The organism is Bacillus sp. JK74, assembly GCF_053663395.1.
The window spans coordinates 81,939-97,608 of sequence record NZ_JBSJQB010000005.1 but is presented as its reverse complement, the minus strand read 5'-3'; the positions used below and the strand labels follow the sequence as shown (position 1 = coordinate 97,608).

Here is a 15,670-nt window from a genome sequence, read left to right as displayed (position 1 = left end):
GGGTTGGAGTTGGGTGACAACATCACGTTTGCCTTTTGCTTTAACAAAAGAAAAGAATTTTTACGAAGAATTGAACAATTGGATTGGTGACGTGTTTTACGATATCCTTCCCGAGAAAGGCTTTGACCTTCGGGATGAGCAGGTATTTATGGCGTTTCAGCTTGAACGGGCATTTAAAGAGAAAAAGGTCATGTTCGCTGAGGCAGGAGTCGGTACGGGGAAAACGCTGGTGTATCTGCTGTTTGCCATCAGCTATGCCAGATATACGGGTAAACCGGCCATTATCGCATGCGCCGATGAAACGTTAATAGAACAGCTTGTCAAAAAAGAAGGCGACATTTCCAAGCTGACAGAACATTTGGATCTGCAGATTGATACACGGCTGTCCAAATCCCATGAGCAGTATCTGTGTCTGAAAAAGCTTGAGAAAACGATGCAGCGTTCTGATGATGAAAAGTGGCTGGATCTTTATGAGTCGCTGCCTTCATTCGTACACGAATCACAAGCGATGCAGCGCTTTTATCCGTACGGCGACCGCAAACAGTACGCTGATTTGACAAATGAAGAGTGGGCAGGCGTCAGCTATGATTCCTTCCAAGATTGTTTAACATGTGATATGAGACATAGATGCGGTTTAACACTTTCAAGAGATCATTACAGAAAATCAACGGATCTGATTGTTTGCTCCCATGATTTCTACATGGAGCATGTATGGACGGAAGAATCACGCAAAAGGGAAGGGCAGCTGCCGCTTTTGCCGGATCACAGCGCCGTCGTGTTTGATGAAGGACATCTGCTGGAATTCGCCGCGCAAAAAGCGTTAACGTATCGTGTGAAGCAGTCGACGCTTGAGCTGTTTTTAGAGCGTCTGCTTCAAAATGACATCAGAGAGGAATTCGCCGAACTGATTGAAGATGCCCTTGCCGCAAACGATGAGTTTTTCTATGTGCTGTCAGAGGAATCGAAGGAAATCGCCGGCTCTCACCGATTGGACATCCAAAACGACCAGCGTGTTAAGCGTGCGGCTGACGAACTGTGCCGTCTGCTCGATAAAATCGGCGAGGCGCTCGTATTTGAATCGGAAATGTATACGATCGATAAGTACGAGCTGTCAGTCGTAGAAGAATACGTCGAACAAATGGCATATTCGCTGTCGCTGTATCAAAAGGATGCCATCAGCTGGCTTGAAACGCGGGATACAGACTCAACGTTTGTCGTTATGCCGAGAACTGTAGCCGAAGTTTTGGGAGAAAAGGTCTTTTCTAAAAAGATTCCTTATATCTTCTCATCGGCCACTCTTTCTGAGGGCGGTTCATTTGATTATATCGCTGACAGTCTCGGAATCCGTGATCCTTTATCATTTACCGTTGAATCTCCGTACGATTACGAGGAGCAAATGTCTGTTTCGCTTCACGGTGACATGACGTCTGAGCAGAAAACAGCCGAAACGATTGAAACCATTAAGGAGAATGAAGGACGCACTCTCGTTCTTTTCCCTTCCTTTGAAGACATGAAGGAATTTAAAGAACAGGCTGCCGCGTGGGATCTGCCGTATCCGATTTACTACGAAGGTGACGAAGAGATCAGCAGTCTGGTCGAAAAATTCCAGCGGGATGAAGAATCCGTGCTTTGTTCCGTCCACTTATGGGAAGGTCTTGACATTCCCGGTGACTCGCTCCGGAATGTGACCATTTGGGCATTGCCGTATCCGCCTCATGATCCTGTGTTTACCGCAAAGCGAAACGGAGCGAAAAAAGATCCGTTCGAGGAAGTTGATCTGCCGTACATGCTTTTGAGAGTCCGGCAGGGAATCGGCCGCCTCATCCGTTCTAATCAGGACAGCGGAACCATATCCATTTATGCGGGCGGAGAAAGTGAACGGGTCCTGGCCGAAGTCAAAAAGGTCTTGCCTGTTACACCGAAAATCATATAAAAACAAAAGCTGCAGGAATCTTATCCTGCGGCTTTTTTAAATCCGGGAAGTTGACTTTATGACGGCGTTCCATTAGCCTGTAATTGATAGTGAAAAGGGAGGGGAACGGATATGGATTTACATACATATGAAAAAGAGTTTTTTGATCTGTTAAAAAGAGTATCCCACTATGAAGAAGCCATTGCGCTCATGCATTGGGACTCAAGAACGGGAGCCCCGAAAAAAGGTTCTGATGACCGGGCGGAAAGCATCGGGCAGCTGTCGGCTGACGTTTTTCAAATCCAGACATCCGACCGGATGAAAGAGCTGATTGACATCCTTCTCGCGCATGCAGAAGAGCTCTCTGAAGATACAGTGAAAGCTGCGGAACTTGCAAAAAAAGATTATGATCATAATAAAAAAATACCTGAAGATGAGTATAGAGAATATGTCATTTTGACATCGAAAGCGGAAACGGCTTGGGAGGAGGCAAGGGCAGCCTCTGATTTCTCTATGTTTGCTCCGTACCTTGAGAAGCTGATTGATTTTAATAAGCGGTTTATTTCGTATTGGGGCTATGAAGATCATCCATACAACGCATTGCTCGATATTTTCGAACCGGGCGTTACGGTAAAGGTGCTGGATCAGCTGTTTTCTGAATTGAAGGAAGCGATCATTCCGCTTGTCAAAAAAGTGACGGCATCCGGAAATAAACCGGACACTTCCTTTATAACGAAAACGTTTCCGAAAGAAAAACAAAGAGATCTCTCCTTGTATTTCTTAAAAGAACTTGGGTATGAGTTTGACGGCGGCCGCCTGGACGAAACGGTTCATCCGTTTATGACGACGATCAACCGCGGCGATGTGCGGGTGACGACCAGATATGACGAAAACGATTTCCGCACGGCGATTTTCGGAACGATTCATGAATGCGGGCATGCGATCTACGAGCAGAATATTGACGAAGCCCTGAGCGGAACGAACTTATCTGACGGTGCATCCATGGGAATTCATGAATCCCAATCGTTATTTTATGAAAACTTTATCGGCAGAAATCAACAATTCTGGACCGCCTATTATGAAAAAATGGTTGAGGCTTCACCTGATCAATTTCAAAATGTAAAAAGAGAGGATTTTGTACGCGCCGTAAACGAGGCGAAACCGTCCTTTATCCGAATTGAAGCCGATGAGCTGACATATCCGCTTCATATTATTATCCGTTATGAAATTGAAAAAGCAATTTTCAGCAATGAAGTGACAGTGGAAGAACTGCCGGCATTGTGGAATCAAAAATATCATGATTATTTAGGCATTACGCCGCCATCTGACGCAAAAGGCATTTTGCAGGACGTACATTGGGCGGGCGGCGATTTCGGCTATTTCCCTTCCTATGCGCTCGGATATATGTATGCGGCACAGCTGAAGCATACCATGCTTGAGGATCTGCCTGAATTTGATCAATTAATAGAACGGGGCGACTTTGAGCCGATCAAACAATGGCTGACAGAAAAGGTTCATCAGCACGGAAGACGCAAAATGCCGCTTGATATCATAAAAGATGCAACGGGAGAAGAATTGAACGTTCAATATCTCATTGAGTATCTCGTCGGCAAATATTCAAATTTATATTTATAAACGAAACGCCCGGCATACACCGGGCGTTTTTCTAAAAATTCTAAAAAGACGAATAATCGAAAACTAATTCTTTGTAAAAGTTCGGAAATATTCAAATTTCACTATGCAAAAGAAGTGTATCTTGTTATAATTTGATTAATATCATACGAACACTCATATAATCGCGTGGATATGGCACGCAAGTTTCTACCGGTCACCGTAAATGTCCGACTATGAGTGAGCAATGGAACGGCTTTATTCGGCCGTTACGTGTAGATCATTCGGCATTGCTTGCTCTTTTTTTGGAGAGCGGGCAATGCTTTTTTTTATTTTGTATAAGCGGGGGTAATCATTGTGGAAGCATTAAAACGAAAAATAGCAGAAGACGGAATCGTTCTTTCTGATCAAGTGCTGAAAGTGGATTCTTTTTTAAACCATCAAATTGATCCGGTTCTCATGCAGCAGATCGGCCGGGAATTTGCGAGCCGTTTTGAAAAAGACGAGATAACCAAAATCGTCACAATTGAATCTTCGGGCATTGCCCCTGCGGTAATGGCCGGCCTTGAACTCGGCGTTCCCGTCATCTTTGCGAGAAAAAGGAAGTCTCTCACGTTAACGGATGATCTGCTGACGGCGTCCGTCTATTCTTTCACGAAAAAAACAGAAAGTCAGATTGCAATCTCCGGAAATCATCTCTCGAAAGAAGACCGCGTGTTAATCATTGACGACTTTTTAGCGAACGGACAGGCGGCAGAGGGGCTTTTGTCCATCGTAAAACAAGCAGGCGCAGCGGTTTGCGGGATCGGAATCGTCATTGAAAAGTCATTTCAGCCGGGAAGAGACGAGCTGGCGAAAAAAGGATGCCGGGTCGAATCACTGGCGAGAATTCAATCGCTTGAAGACGGAAAAGTGACATTTGTACAGGAGGTCCGTTCATGAAAAACGGCTATGCCAAAACACTTTCCCTCGGTATCCAGCATGTGCTTGCCATGTATGCCGGCGCCGTCGTTGTTCCTTTAATTGTAGGAGCGGCATTGGGACTGAACGCAGAACAGCTGACATATCTCGTATCAATTGACATTTTTATGTGCGGGGCGGCTACGCTGCTTCAAGTATGGAGGAATAAATGTTTCGGCATCGGCTTGCCCGTTGTGCTCGGCTGTACGTTCACCGCGGTAGCGCCGATTATTTCTATCGGTAAGGAGTACGGGATTTCAGCCATTTACGGAAGTATTTTGGCATCGGGTCTGCTTGTCATTCTGCTGTCATTTTTCTTCGGCAAGCTCGTATCCTTTTTTCCTCCTGTCGTAACCGGATCTGTCGTGACGATTATCGGGATGACCTTAATGCCGGTCGCGATGAATCATATTGCCGGCGGGGAAGGCAGCAAGGATTTCGGTGATCCGGCTAACCTTGCCCTCGGATTTACGGTGCTTGTCATCATCGTGCTGCTTTATCGGTTTACAAAAGGATTTTTGAAATCCATTTCGATTTTAATCGGCATTGTCATCGGGACGGCCATCGCTTATTTCATGGGAAAAGTGCAATTTGACAATGTGGCGAATGCTGACGCAATTCAAATGATTAAACCGTTTTATTTCGGGACGCCGACATTTCATGCGGCACCGATTATTACGATGTCCATCGTTGCCATTGTCAGCCTTGTTGAGTCAACCGGCGTCTATTTCGCTCTCGGTGACCTGACAAATCGGCGCCTGTCTGAACGTGATTTAGCAAAAGGCTACCGCGCGGAAGGTCTGGCGGTATTCATCAGCGGCATTTTCAATGCTTTTCCGTATACGGCCTATTCCCAAAACGTCGGCCTCGTGCAGCTGACGGGGATTAAGAAAAACGCGGTCATCGGTGTCACGGGCGCACTTTTAATGCTCTTCGGCCTTTTTCCGAAAATCGCAGCCTTCACGACCATCATCCCGTCTTCAGTACTGGGCGGCGCGATGGTGGCCATGTTCGGCATGGTCATTTCCTACGGCATTAAAATGCTCAGTCAAATTGACTTTAAAAAGCAGGAAAACCTTCTGATCGTCGCGTGTTCGGTCGGATTGGGACTCGGTGTAACCGTCGTTCCCGATATGTTTAAGCACCTGCCGTCTTACTTAAATCTTTTGACCACAAACGGAATCGTCGCCGGAAGCTTTACCGCCGTCCTTTTGAATATTATTTATAATATGATTCCTAAAGCGAAAAAAACCCTTGATGTGACAAGGGTTCAAGAGGGTTAGTGATCCGTTTTTCTTTAAAATAACATCTTATTTTATCCAGATCGAGGATGCTTCCGAAAGTTGCTGAACTTTTTGCGAGGCATTCTCTTTTTTTATTAGTTTCATTGTTTGAAAAGAAACAAATTGAGTGATGCGGCATCCGCCTTATTTCGCCGAAAAACCGTCCCGAGCTATATGTACGTGAACATATGACTAAATGTAAGAAAAAAAAGGAGAATGGGGGATTATATCATAAACGAATATCATTGTTCGGACGGTGATGACACGAAACTGTCTTAGACATGCAATGAAATACCTGATGCCGAAGTGCAACTGCAGAATGGGCGCTGAGGGGGAGTGTCTTGTGCACCGATCCTTACAAAAGAGAGTAAAAGAAGGGAAAGCCCCTTCTTCTAATTAATCCATCCTTCAAAAGTTGCGCGATAGAATCCTTCGATTATCTCTACTTTCTTAAGGTAATAAGTAACACCATTTTTAACAGTTGTATTTGGGATATCCCATCTATGAAGGTAATCCATTGTAAAAGAATCTTTGGTCGCTTGTGTCGAAAATTTTGTTTGAGTTGAGTCGCTATTTGTATTGCCAGGGCTGGACGCAAAAGCAGGGGCAGCGGAAACGAGTAAAGTGAGAGACAAGGCAGAACCAGTTAAAACTTTTTTTAATTTCATTTTAAACACTCCTTTGTTTTTTGATACACTTGTATTATTACATGAAATACAAAAATAACCAAGGAGTTTTTTGTTAATATTTTGTGAGCGTAGCGTGAATTTTGTTAGGGGAGTGGATGGCAAAAGGGATACTGATAAGTATATAGAGAAAAAGAGTTGATTATTGCTGGCCTCTGGTGAACTGCAGCCTTTGAATGAGTGTTTGCTTTAGCTATTCCAGCGCTTTTCCAACGGGAAAGGTGTGATATGAAATTTAAAACTGAAACAATTGTACAAAAGTAAAAACTTTATTTAAAATGTTATAAATACTAATTTTCAATATAGGAGGTTATCTGGTGGCAGAAAAGAAAAAAGCGTTAATCATTGTAGATGTACAAAAAGCTTTCGATGATAAAAAATGGGGAGAACGAAATAACGTAAAAGCGGAAGAAAACATTAGTAAAATACTGAAATTATGGAGAGAAAAAGGATGGACAGTCATATACATACAACATACTTCTGATGATCCTGGTTCTTTGTTTTATCCTAAGAATGAGGGGTTTGCCATAAAGGAAATCGTTAAACCTATGGATAAAGAAGTCATTATAACCAAGAAAGTAAACAGCAGCTTTATCGGGACTAATCTAGAAGAGATTTTAAAATCAAATGATATAACAACTGTCGTAATAACTGGTTTGACTACGCCCCATTGTGTTTCAACAACTACAAGAATGAGCGGTAATTTAGGATTTGATACCTACCTGATTTCAGATGCAACAGCAGCCTTCGGGATGAGAGACCAAAATGATACATATTATGATGCAGAGACTATTCACAATATATCTCTGGCTACATTGCATGATGAATTTGCCACAATATTAACGACTGATCAATTAATCAATGATTTTATAAAAACAAACTGATTAACATTATGGCTAAGGCCGACGGTGGGTATAGGCGGCTGAAAAGCATATTCAGGCGCATACAAGGACCTCGTCGGAAAAAAGGCATCTGCTTCAGATGCTTTTTTTGTTTCTTATAAACCGATTTCGGTAAAAAATGATCGGCGGTTAACGGTCTGGATCCGGCTTGGGTTTTGAATAACAAAAGGTTTTACTAATCAGCGAATTATTCAAGATTTTTTGGCTTGTGCTGAGTCTGATGTCTTTTGATTTCCTCAAATAGATTGGCTTGACCCTCTGTTTGAGATGGAGACTCATTGTTAAGGAATTTTGGATCGATCACATTTTTAAGATCTTTGATGGTTAAAGGCTTACAGTCATCTTTTAATTCGTAGCCTAATTGTCCATTAGCTTCTAAAGTGGCATATTTAATTGTGTTTATTTTTGAAATGCCAAGAAGCCTTAGACGCATTTCGAGTTGATCTGCTGTCAGTCTCAGCTTCTTTAAGTTTTCTATATTGAGTTGGCCGTCTTCTATATCGAATTTAGATTTTCGGGTTAAAAAAAATTCAATCCAGTTTACTTTTACTTGAAACCATTCCATCAAAATTAAAGCACTAAAAGGATAGACGCAGTGATTAATGTTTTCAATAAACTAGTTTCTAAAATGGGGTGAACGATAATCGTACCGATTGAAATCATCACCATTGTCTGTGCGATGGTCATTTGTGCAATGGATTTTCTCCCTGAAATTCTCAGTAAAATCATTCCGAATGCAATTATAATTAATTCTTCCCAAGCAAATCTCATGTTATCACCCTGGATGGTGTTTTATCAAAAATAAAAGAGCAAGTAAGAGGTTTCTTAACGTTAGCTGGGGAACTCAGGCGTCGATAAAATGTTCCGGATTGATAGAGTTGAGACTCGGCTTTTGGATAGACACGCGGGAGAGAATTTTAGATTATGTGTTTTTGCGTCTAAAAGCAGAAAACAGTACGACTGATAATGATCATCGGGTGAAATGAAATTACGCACCTAGGTGCTATATGCTGGATCAATTATAAAATGGAGTGAAACTAAAAAAAGGGGCAAAGCCCCCTTATATTAGCAGCTTTTTAGTTGTTACTTAAGACAATCATTCCGCCGTCATGAAAAATCAGCTTTTGTAGACGGCTGTCCAAGTGCCATCAGCACCATGGAAGGTGATGTTGTCTAAATAATAGGTGATTCCATTCTGGTAAATTGAAGTAGGATAATCAGGGCCAGAACCATTAAGTATGAACGTCGCCAAAGCAGATACTTCCTTCGTTTTGCTTTCTGCAGAAGGTGTATCAGCAGGACCTGCGGCAAAAGCAGGGGCGGCAGAACAGAGTAAAGCGAGTGATAGGGCTGAGCCGGCTAAAGCTTTTTTCATTTTCATTGCAAACACTCCTTTTCTTTTTTTAATACAATTGTATTATTACATATTATGTTAAACATGTACATGCCTATCTTTGTTAATTTTTTGTGAACAAACAGATAATCTATTTAAACGCAGAGATGTAATAAGTATGATGATGAAGCAATTATCATCTATAAAAATAAGAACAGGAAGTGGCTGATTTTCTCGAAAATCATCTGCTCTTGCGAAATGAGGAGTTACATGACATTTACGGAACGGGCGGTAGCCATTATCAAACAGATTCCTGAAGGAAAAGTGATGACGTATGGTCAAATTGCCGGTCTTGCGGGAAGTCCGCAGGGAGCGAGGCAGGTTGTGAGGATTCTTCACTCCATGAGTAAAAAGCATCGTCTTCCTTGGCACAGGGTCATCAATGCAAAGGGTGAAATCGGATTAAGAGATGAAGAGATGTTTTCTGTACAGAAGCTGTCTCTTGAAGCTGAGGGGGTAGCGGTCACCTCAGACGGACGGATCGATCTCAATTTATACGTCCATGATCCGAATATGTAAAAAACCTGCCGTATATATCGGCAGGTTTTTCAGTTATATGCTGCAAGCCGGCCAGAAAGGTTTTGCCGGATATAAGGCCATTCCGCCCGAAGGATGGAGTAGTAGGCGGTATCTCTGAGGCCGCCGTCGACAGCCGGAATATGCGCGCGGCGGATTCCTTCAAATTGGGCACCGATCCGCAAAATCGCAGTTCGTGAGCGCTGGTTGCGAACATCGGTTTTCAACGTCACCCTGACAGCTTGCCACGCGTCAAACGCATGGGTCAGCAACAGAAGTTTACATTCCGTATTGACACCGGTCCGCTGTACGGCAGAGGCATACCATGTGCTGCCGATCTCACACACTTCCGGGGCTGCGTCCGCCGGCCGCGTAAACACTTCCGCATCCATAAACCGCGTGCTTCCGACGATTCGGTCTGTTTCAAGACTCCGTACTGCAAATGGCAATGCAAGTCCTTTTTCATAATCGGAAAGCGCACGTTCAATATAACACTTTGTTTCTTCGATTCCGTCAGGAACATGGGTGTAAGCGTAAGTCGTCCTATTTTCTGAAGCAGCTTCACAAAGTGCCTGAGAGTGATCAATCGTCATCGGCTCTAACTGAACGAGTGACCCTTTAAGAATGACGGGTTTCAGCATGCTTATCACAACCTTTTTTTATGAATGGGTCAAGTATAGTCGAACGGTTTATCATTCAAAAGGGCCAATTTTAAATTAAAATGGCATGTCAGTGAAATCCTCGATTCAAACTTATGCATACATTCAGGAAAAAAGCGGAAACCTTTATGTGAAGAGGTGATGGGCATGGCATATGTGTTGTCGGTCGGAACGAGCATTCCGAAGTATCATGTCTCGCAAGAAACGGCGGCGGATTTTGCGAGAGGGATGTTTGCCGATTCATTTAAGGATATTGATCGGCTGTTAAAAGCCTTTCAAAACGGCGAAATTGAATCAAGGCAGTTTGTCCGGCCGATTGAATGGTATAAAACGGCGCGGGGTTTTTCAGAAAAGAACCGGCTGTATACGGAAGAAACCGTTAAGCATAGTGCGGATGCGGCGCTTGATTGTTTAACAAACCCGGATTGTTTAACAAATCCCTTCCCATATGAAAAAGTGGATGCGATCTTTTTTATTTCCAGCACCGGGCTTTCGACACCCAGCATTGAAGCGAAAGTGATGAATCAGCTGCCGTTTTCTGCGAAAACAAAACGGATACCGATCTGGGGCTTAGGATGCGCGGGCGGAGCGGCCGGCCTGTCCAGGGCGTACGAATACTGCCGCGCATATCCTGAAGCATACGTGCTTGTCATCGCGGCTGAACTCTGCAGCTTAACGTTTCAGCCGAACGACAAGTCAAAAAGCAACTTAATCGGAACTTCCCTGTTTGCGGACGGAATTGCCGCAGTACTAATCGGAGGGGAAAAGGCGAACCGAAACGACGTCAAACAGCCGCTTCTTCCGCGGATATTTGCCACTCAATCGGTGATGATGCCGGATGCGGAAGATGTGATGGGCTGGGAATTCACCGACAGCGGTTTTCAAGTCATTTTTTCAAGAGATATTCCCACCCTGGTTTCACAGTGGCTGAAGGACAATGTTGATGAATTTTTATTAGAATATGGTGTCGATCCTCACGACATTAAAACCTTTCTTGCCCATCCAGGCGGGAAAAAGGTCATTGACGCCTATTTAACGAGTCTTTCAATGGACACCGGTCAGCTTGCGGCATCTCGGAAGGTGCTGCAAAAACACGGCAACATGTCTTCCGCAACTATTTTTCACGTGATAAAAGAACAGTTGCTCCGCGGCCGGCAGAAAGAAAACGAAAAAGGGCTGATCGGCGCTCTCGGGCCGGGATTTTCGTCTGAGCTTTTGCTGTTCAGCTGGGAAAAGGGGGCTTCTTAATGTTTTGGCTGTTTATCATGCTGCTTGCGGCCCAGCGGATTGCGGAGATGATCGTGGCCCGGCGCAATGAGCAGAAGGTGAAAAAGCAAGGCGCAGTCGAATACGGAGAAGGACATTATCCCTTTCTCGTCCTGATGCACGTGCTCTTTTTTGTCTCTCTTACAGCTGAGGTGGCGGCGTTTCAAAAAACGCTTTCTCCAAGGTGGGCCGCCATTATATGTATTATTTTATTTGTACAGGGGATCAGGTATTGGGCTCTATTATCATTAGGGCGGTATTGGAATACGAAAATTCTTGTCGTGCCGGATGCGGAGCTTGTCAGAAAGGGGCCGTACAGGTGGATGAAGCACCCGAACTACGCGGTCGTCATCTTAGAATTTATTTTTCTGCCGCTGTTATACGGAGCATATTGGACACTGTTTCTCTTTTCGATTCTCAATGCCTGCATGCTCACTGTGAGGATTCGCGCCGAAGAGAAAGCGCTAGAAGAAAACACCGCAAAATAGAGATTGAAAATCATTCTCACTCATGATAAGATGTAAATATGAAAATGATTCTCATTCAAGGTGGTGCCGAAAATGACAATGTTATTTTTATTTGCAGCCGTTTGTACATACAGTGTTTTAATTGGTTTCGTATTGAAAAAAGTTTCGAATAAATCGATGTCTTCTTAAACATCTGCGGTTTTTAATGCCGCGGGTGTTTTTTCTTTATCAGCTGCCGATATCGGCGGCTTTTTTACGTTTCCTGAAGAAAAGTGGGCCATTCTTGTGTAAAATGGGGGAGAGGTTTTTTTCAGAGCTTTCTAAAAATGAAAACGTCATTTGATGCGACAGACACAAAGGGGTAAAGACACATGACAGAAGAAGAACGCCATAACAGGGAGATTTTCAGCAGAACGGGTGCCTTATACGCACAATTTTTAGATCATCAAGATGAAAAACGGGCCGATCAGCTCGCAGCCATTATGAAAAAAGCGGCTGATGAAGAGGTTTATATCGCGTTTACCGGGCATTATTCGGCCGGAAAGTCCTCTTTATTAAACACATTGCTCGGTGAAGACATACTGCCGACAAGCCCGATTCCCACAAGCGCCAACCTCGTTGTCATCCGGCACGGTGAAGATAAAGTCGTGCTTCATACGACGGACGGGGCTTATGCAGAAATTAAAGGAAGTTACGATAAAAAACAAGTGCAGCAATTCTGTAAAGACGGTGAGCAAATTGAAACGGTGGAAGTCTATGCCGGCTTTAAGGAGTCAGAGCCTTATGCGGCCTACATTGACACACCGGGAATTGATTCGACGGACGAAGCGCATTTTTTATCTGCCGCTTCGGTTCTCCATCAGGCTGACGCTTTATTTTACGTCGTTCATTATAATCACGTTCATTCAGAAGAAAATATGCTGTTTCTCAGCTCCATCAAAGACCGTATTCCGAATTTGTTTCTGATCGTCAACCAAATTGACAGGCATGATGAAACCGAAACGAAGTTTGAAGAGTACCGCAGGCAGGTGGAAGATATGCTTGAAGGCGCGGGAATACCGAAAGAATCGCTTTTCTTTACGTCTGTCACTGAGCCTGACCATCCTTTAAACGTCATGGAACAGCTGAAAAAACATCTGCAGAAGCTGAAACAGCAGGCAAAAACAAATTTATGGTCCTTAACGGAGAGAAAAGTCGCACACTTAGTCAAAGAGCATACAGAGATGCTCGTAAAAGAAGATAAAAACGGCAGCGGAGAGCAGTTTGACAAACAAGAAGCACTTGTCCGTTCTGTTGAAGATGAGCTTAAAAAAGCGGTTCAACAGGCTGAAACAGCAGAGAAAGACATCAGAAAAGACGTGCAGAACATATTGCAGAACGCTAATCTGACACCCTTTGAGATGAGGGAGCTTGCATCTGCTTATATTGAATCACAGCAGCCCTCATTTAAAACCGGATTATTCTTTTCAAAAGCGAAAACGGCTCAGGAGAAAGAGAGAAGGCATGCTGAATTTTTTGCCGATATTAAAAAAAGAACGGAAGGGGAAGCGGATTGGCATATTATCGACACATTTACGAAAGCGGCCAAGCGGTATGAAGTGGATTCGGACGAACTGATCAAGAAAATCCAGGCGTACCGCACACCGCTTTCTGATGATATCACCGCTCAGGCCATTAAGCAGGGAGCGGCCTTTTCATCTGAATACGTATTAACTTATACGAAAGACCTCGCTGAGATGATCAGAAGGGAAGCCAAAAGACAAACAGCGGAACTCATTGAGGAGCTGACCGCTTATGTTCAGGCAAAAAACGGACCGCTCATTGAGAACTTGAAAAACCGGCTCGAAAAAGAAAAGAAGATAAGGGATGAGCTCGCGCAATCGGCAAAAGAAGAACGCAATGCCTTGGAAAAAGCAGCCCGAGTCCGCGCTTTGTGGGAAGAAGAATTGACCTGTGATACTGGAAGCGGCGACTGGTATACGCGAAAAAAACGTCTTGCAAACGCGCCCGTCCAAATAGAGAAACCAAAAGAGACTGTACAGTATGAAGTAAACAAGCCCGAAAAAAATGCGATGAAGGAACTTCCTATAAAAGAGCAGACTGATCGATTCTATGAGCTTGCCGGGATTCTTGAATCCTCGAGCATATTAGGAAAACAGGCAGAAGCCTTTCGAAGCAGGATTGAGCGGCTTGAAAACCGCCAGTTTACCTTGGCGTTATTCGGCGGATTCAGTTCCGGTAAATCATCATTTGCAAATGCGCTTGTCGGTGAATACGTGCTTCCGTCATCACCGACGCCCACAACGGCTACGATCAACAAAATAACGAAACCGCAAGACGGCAAACCGCATAAATCTGCGGAGATCGTTTTTAAAACGGAGGAGGAGCTGGACGCTGAAATGCTTCAGCTGACTGAGCTGAAAGACGCTGATGTAAAGGGACGTTCACTGAAAGAGAGATGGAATTATGCCATTAAAAAGGGAAAAGTTCCGGATGAACTTATCCCGGTGATTCAGACGATGCTGCAGGCGTTTGATACGTATGAAGAACAGATCCGTCAAAGGCAGACACTGACGGTGCCGGTTGAAGATTTAAAACCGTATGCAGCGGAAGAAAAAACGGCCTGCTGCGTAAAAGAAGTCACCGTGTATTATGATTCGCCTCTCACGCAAAAAGGCATCACCATTGTTGATACGCCGGGAGCAAGCAGTATAAACAAGCGCCATACGGAACTTGCCTTTCAATATATAAAAGATGCTGACGCGTTCTTTTATATGACGTACTATCAGCATTCTTTTTCAAAAGGAGACAGGTCTTTTCTGAAGAAACTCGGCCTCGTCAAAGAATCATTCGGCATGGATAAAATGTTTTTTGTCATTAACGCCGCCGATCTGGCCAAAACCGAAAGCGAGCTGGAAACCGTCAAAGACTATGTCCGCTCAGAACTCTCAAAAGAGGGAATTAACCGGCCGAAATTATATCATGTCTCAAGTAAAGAAGAGCTTGCGGGTAAAAAAGCAGCTTTTTATAACAGGTTCTCTGATGTAAGAACCGGGCTTGAGCACTTTATTGAGGAAGATGTAATGAGGGCAAGCTGCGCCCAGCTGAAAACAGAGGCTGACAAATTGTGCGATATGGTGGAACAGCTTCACGAATCTCTTCACCAGTCGGCAGAAGAAAAAGAGAAAAAGAAACAGCGTCTGGAGTCTTCCTATGAAAAAGCTCTCGCTGACATTTCAAAGCGCCGTACGTCTGAGGTCATCATTCGAAAAGTGATGAAAGATACGGAAGAGCAGCTCTATCACATTAAACATCGCCTGACGTTTTATGCGAATGATATGCTGAAAACCGCCTTCCATCCGGGTCTTCAAAACGGTGATTGGAAACAAAATATATCAGCGGCGCTGAATGAAGCGCTCAAGGAATTCCGTTTTGAATATATTCAAGAGCTGAAAACGCTCGATATCCGGATGACCGGTTTTATTGAGCGCCATATGACTGAGGAATGGATGGAAAACTGTCAGAAGAAGCTTATGGAAGACGGAGATTTCTCTATTTATGTGAGCGCCGAAAACGAATTTGCCGTTCAGCTGAAAGAGGTCGCTCCGGTCATTGACGTCTCGGCATTCACACATCACATAAAAGAAGTTAAATCGCCGAAGCAGTTTTTTGAACAGAACGGAAAAACAGCGTTTGTAGAAGGGCTCAGGCTCAGCCTGCAAAAAGTGACAGAAAAGTGGCTTGAGCAGGAGAAAGAAAGCCTTTCAGAGCGATATACTGAGCAGGTGCGCCGTCTGCAAGAAGACATGGCGGATAAAAGCCTGTCCCAGATGCACGAGCAGCGGGACACTTATTTACAAGGTCTTGCGGAAAATACGAGTGCAAGGGAAATTGAACACCTTTACGAAGCCGAAAAAGCATGGAAAAAGAAAGATGAAATGCTGAAAATTTAAAAATCCGGTTGGCGGGCAGATAACAGTCGTGGTAGACTAAAATGAAAAAAGCGAGATGAAAC

At 44.0% G+C, this 15,670-nt stretch carries 13 protein-coding genes, 1 pseudogene and 1 riboswitch; of the genes and pseudogenes, 10 read left to right on the top strand and 4 right to left on the bottom strand.

Features of this window, described 5'->3' with window-relative positions; translation table 11 throughout:
- Window positions 1-13: 13 nt before the first annotated feature.
- The 4 genes from ACWJJ5_RS15035 (at window position 14) to pbuX (ending at window position 5,766) form a co-directional block, all read left to right on the top strand.
- Window positions 14-1,933 (top strand): ATP-dependent DNA helicase, encoded by a 1,920-nt coding sequence (locus ACWJJ5_RS15035; protein WP_173613001.1) that lies wholly within the window; start codon window positions 14-16, stop codon window positions 1,931-1,933.
- Window positions 1,934-2,044: 111 nt separating this feature from the next.
- On the top strand, window positions 2,045-3,547 hold the full coding sequence (locus ACWJJ5_RS15030; RefSeq protein ID WP_070082009.1) for a carboxypeptidase M32: 1,503 nt from the start codon (window positions 2,045-2,047) through the stop codon (window positions 3,545-3,547).
- A 133-nt stretch (window positions 3,548-3,680) separates the two neighbouring features.
- Window positions 3,681-3,780, top strand: a riboswitch (purine riboswitch).
- A gap of 100 nt (window positions 3,781-3,880) precedes the next feature.
- Window positions 3,881-4,465, top strand: coding sequence for a xanthine phosphoribosyltransferase (gene xpt / locus ACWJJ5_RS15025; RefSeq protein ID WP_173612999.1), 585 nt, complete (start codon window positions 3,881-3,883; stop codon window positions 4,463-4,465).
- Complete coding sequence (gene pbuX / locus ACWJJ5_RS15020) at window positions 4,462-5,766, top strand: xanthine permease PbuX (protein WP_167860232.1); 1,305 nt, start codon at window positions 4,462-4,464, stop codon at window positions 5,764-5,766. The genes xpt and pbuX overlap by 4 nt, the downstream gene beginning before the upstream one ends.
- 392 nt (window positions 5,767-6,158) lie before the next feature.
- On the opposite strand, the gene ACWJJ5_RS15015 is transcribed toward pbuX, so the two are convergent.
- Complete coding sequence (locus ACWJJ5_RS15015; protein ID WP_070082007.1) at window positions 6,159-6,434, bottom strand: hypothetical protein; 276 nt, start codon at window positions 6,432-6,434, stop codon at window positions 6,159-6,161.
- Window positions 6,435-6,769: 335 nt separating this feature from the next.
- Between ACWJJ5_RS15015 and ACWJJ5_RS15010 the strand changes: the two genes are divergently transcribed.
- Window positions 6,770-7,336 carry a cysteine hydrolase family protein gene (locus tag ACWJJ5_RS15010; RefSeq protein ID WP_454022507.1) on the top strand — a complete coding sequence of 189 codons (567 nt, stop codon included), beginning with the start codon at window positions 6,770-6,772 and terminating at the stop codon, window positions 7,334-7,336.
- Between the two features lie 205 nt (window positions 7,337-7,541).
- Here the strand turns inward: ACWJJ5_RS15010 and ACWJJ5_RS15005 are convergent.
- Both ACWJJ5_RS15005 and ACWJJ5_RS15000 read right to left on the bottom strand, forming a co-directional pair.
- Window positions 7,542-8,125: pseudogene (locus ACWJJ5_RS15005) on the bottom strand (DUF421 domain-containing protein).
- A gap of 346 nt (window positions 8,126-8,471) precedes the next feature.
- A complete protein-coding gene (locus ACWJJ5_RS15000; RefSeq protein WP_031378986.1) occupies window positions 8,472-8,735 on the bottom strand; it encodes a hypothetical protein in 264 nt (87 codons plus the stop codon).
- Window positions 8,736-8,957: 222 nt separating this feature from the next.
- Between ACWJJ5_RS15000 and ACWJJ5_RS14995 the strand changes: the two genes are divergently transcribed.
- On the top strand, window positions 8,958-9,266 hold the full coding sequence (locus ACWJJ5_RS14995) for an MGMT family protein (protein ID WP_146284443.1): 309 nt from the start codon (window positions 8,958-8,960) through the stop codon (window positions 9,264-9,266).
- A 29-nt stretch (window positions 9,267-9,295) separates the two neighbouring features.
- On the opposite strand, the gene ACWJJ5_RS14990 is transcribed toward ACWJJ5_RS14995, so the two are convergent.
- Entirely contained in the window at window positions 9,296-9,904 is a 609-nt protein-coding gene (locus ACWJJ5_RS14990; protein WP_454022506.1) for a GNAT family N-acetyltransferase, read from the bottom strand.
- Window positions 9,905-10,069: 165 nt separating this feature from the next.
- Here ACWJJ5_RS14990 and ACWJJ5_RS14985 point away from each other — a divergent pair, with 165 nt between their 5' ends.
- The 4 genes from ACWJJ5_RS14985 (at window position 10,070) to ACWJJ5_RS14970 (ending at window position 15,608) form a co-directional block, all read left to right on the top strand.
- On the top strand, window positions 10,070-11,170 hold the full coding sequence (locus ACWJJ5_RS14985; RefSeq protein WP_094247848.1) for a type III polyketide synthase: 1,101 nt from the start codon (window positions 10,070-10,072) through the stop codon (window positions 11,168-11,170).
- Window positions 11,170-11,676: an isoprenylcysteine carboxyl methyltransferase family protein gene (locus ACWJJ5_RS14980; RefSeq protein WP_003153565.1), complete on the top strand. Its 507-nt coding sequence runs from the start codon at window positions 11,170-11,172 to the stop codon at window positions 11,674-11,676. Before ACWJJ5_RS14985 ends, ACWJJ5_RS14980 begins: the two co-directional genes overlap by 1 nt.
- Before the next feature lie 72 nt (window positions 11,677-11,748).
- On the top strand, window positions 11,749-11,844 hold the full coding sequence (gene fbpC / locus ACWJJ5_RS14975; RefSeq protein ID WP_025284905.1) for a Fur-regulated basic protein FbpC: 96 nt from the start codon (window positions 11,749-11,751) through the stop codon (window positions 11,842-11,844).
- A gap of 182 nt (window positions 11,845-12,026) precedes the next feature.
- Complete coding sequence (locus tag ACWJJ5_RS14970) at window positions 12,027-15,608, top strand: dynamin family protein (protein ID WP_454022505.1); 3,582 nt, start codon at window positions 12,027-12,029, stop codon at window positions 15,606-15,608.
- The last annotated feature ends 62 nt before the right edge of the window (window positions 15,609-15,670 follow it).

Coding starts and splice junctions, on each gene's coding strand:
- ACWJJ5_RS15030 (WP_070082009.1), top strand. CDS start 2,045: ATGGATTTACATACATATGAAAAAGAGTTTTTTGATCTGTTAAAAAGA.
- pbuX (WP_167860232.1), top strand. CDS start 4,462: ATGAAAAACGGCTATGCCAAAACACTTTCCCTCGGTATCCAGCATGTG.
- ACWJJ5_RS15015 (WP_070082007.1), bottom strand. CDS start 6,434: ATGAAATTAAAAAAAGTTTTAACTGGTTCTGCCTTGTCTCTCACTTTA.
- ACWJJ5_RS15000 (WP_031378986.1), bottom strand. CDS start 8,735: ATGAAAATGAAAAAAGCTTTAGCCGGCTCAGCCCTATCACTCGCTTTA.
- ACWJJ5_RS14995 (WP_146284443.1), top strand. CDS start 8,958: ATGACATTTACGGAACGGGCGGTAGCCATTATCAAACAGATTCCTGAA.
- ACWJJ5_RS14990 (WP_454022506.1), bottom strand. CDS start 9,904: ATGCTGAAACCCGTCATTCTTAAAGGGTCACTCGTTCAGTTAGAGCCG.
- ACWJJ5_RS14985 (WP_094247848.1), top strand. CDS start 10,070: ATGGCATATGTGTTGTCGGTCGGAACGAGCATTCCGAAGTATCATGTC.
- ACWJJ5_RS14980 (WP_003153565.1), top strand. CDS start 11,170: ATGTTTTGGCTGTTTATCATGCTGCTTGCGGCCCAGCGGATTGCGGAG.
- fbpC (WP_025284905.1), top strand. CDS start 11,749: ATGACAATGTTATTTTTATTTGCAGCCGTTTGTACATACAGTGTTTTA.
- ACWJJ5_RS14970 (WP_454022505.1), top strand. CDS start 12,027: ATGACAGAAGAAGAACGCCATAACAGGGAGATTTTCAGCAGAACGGGT.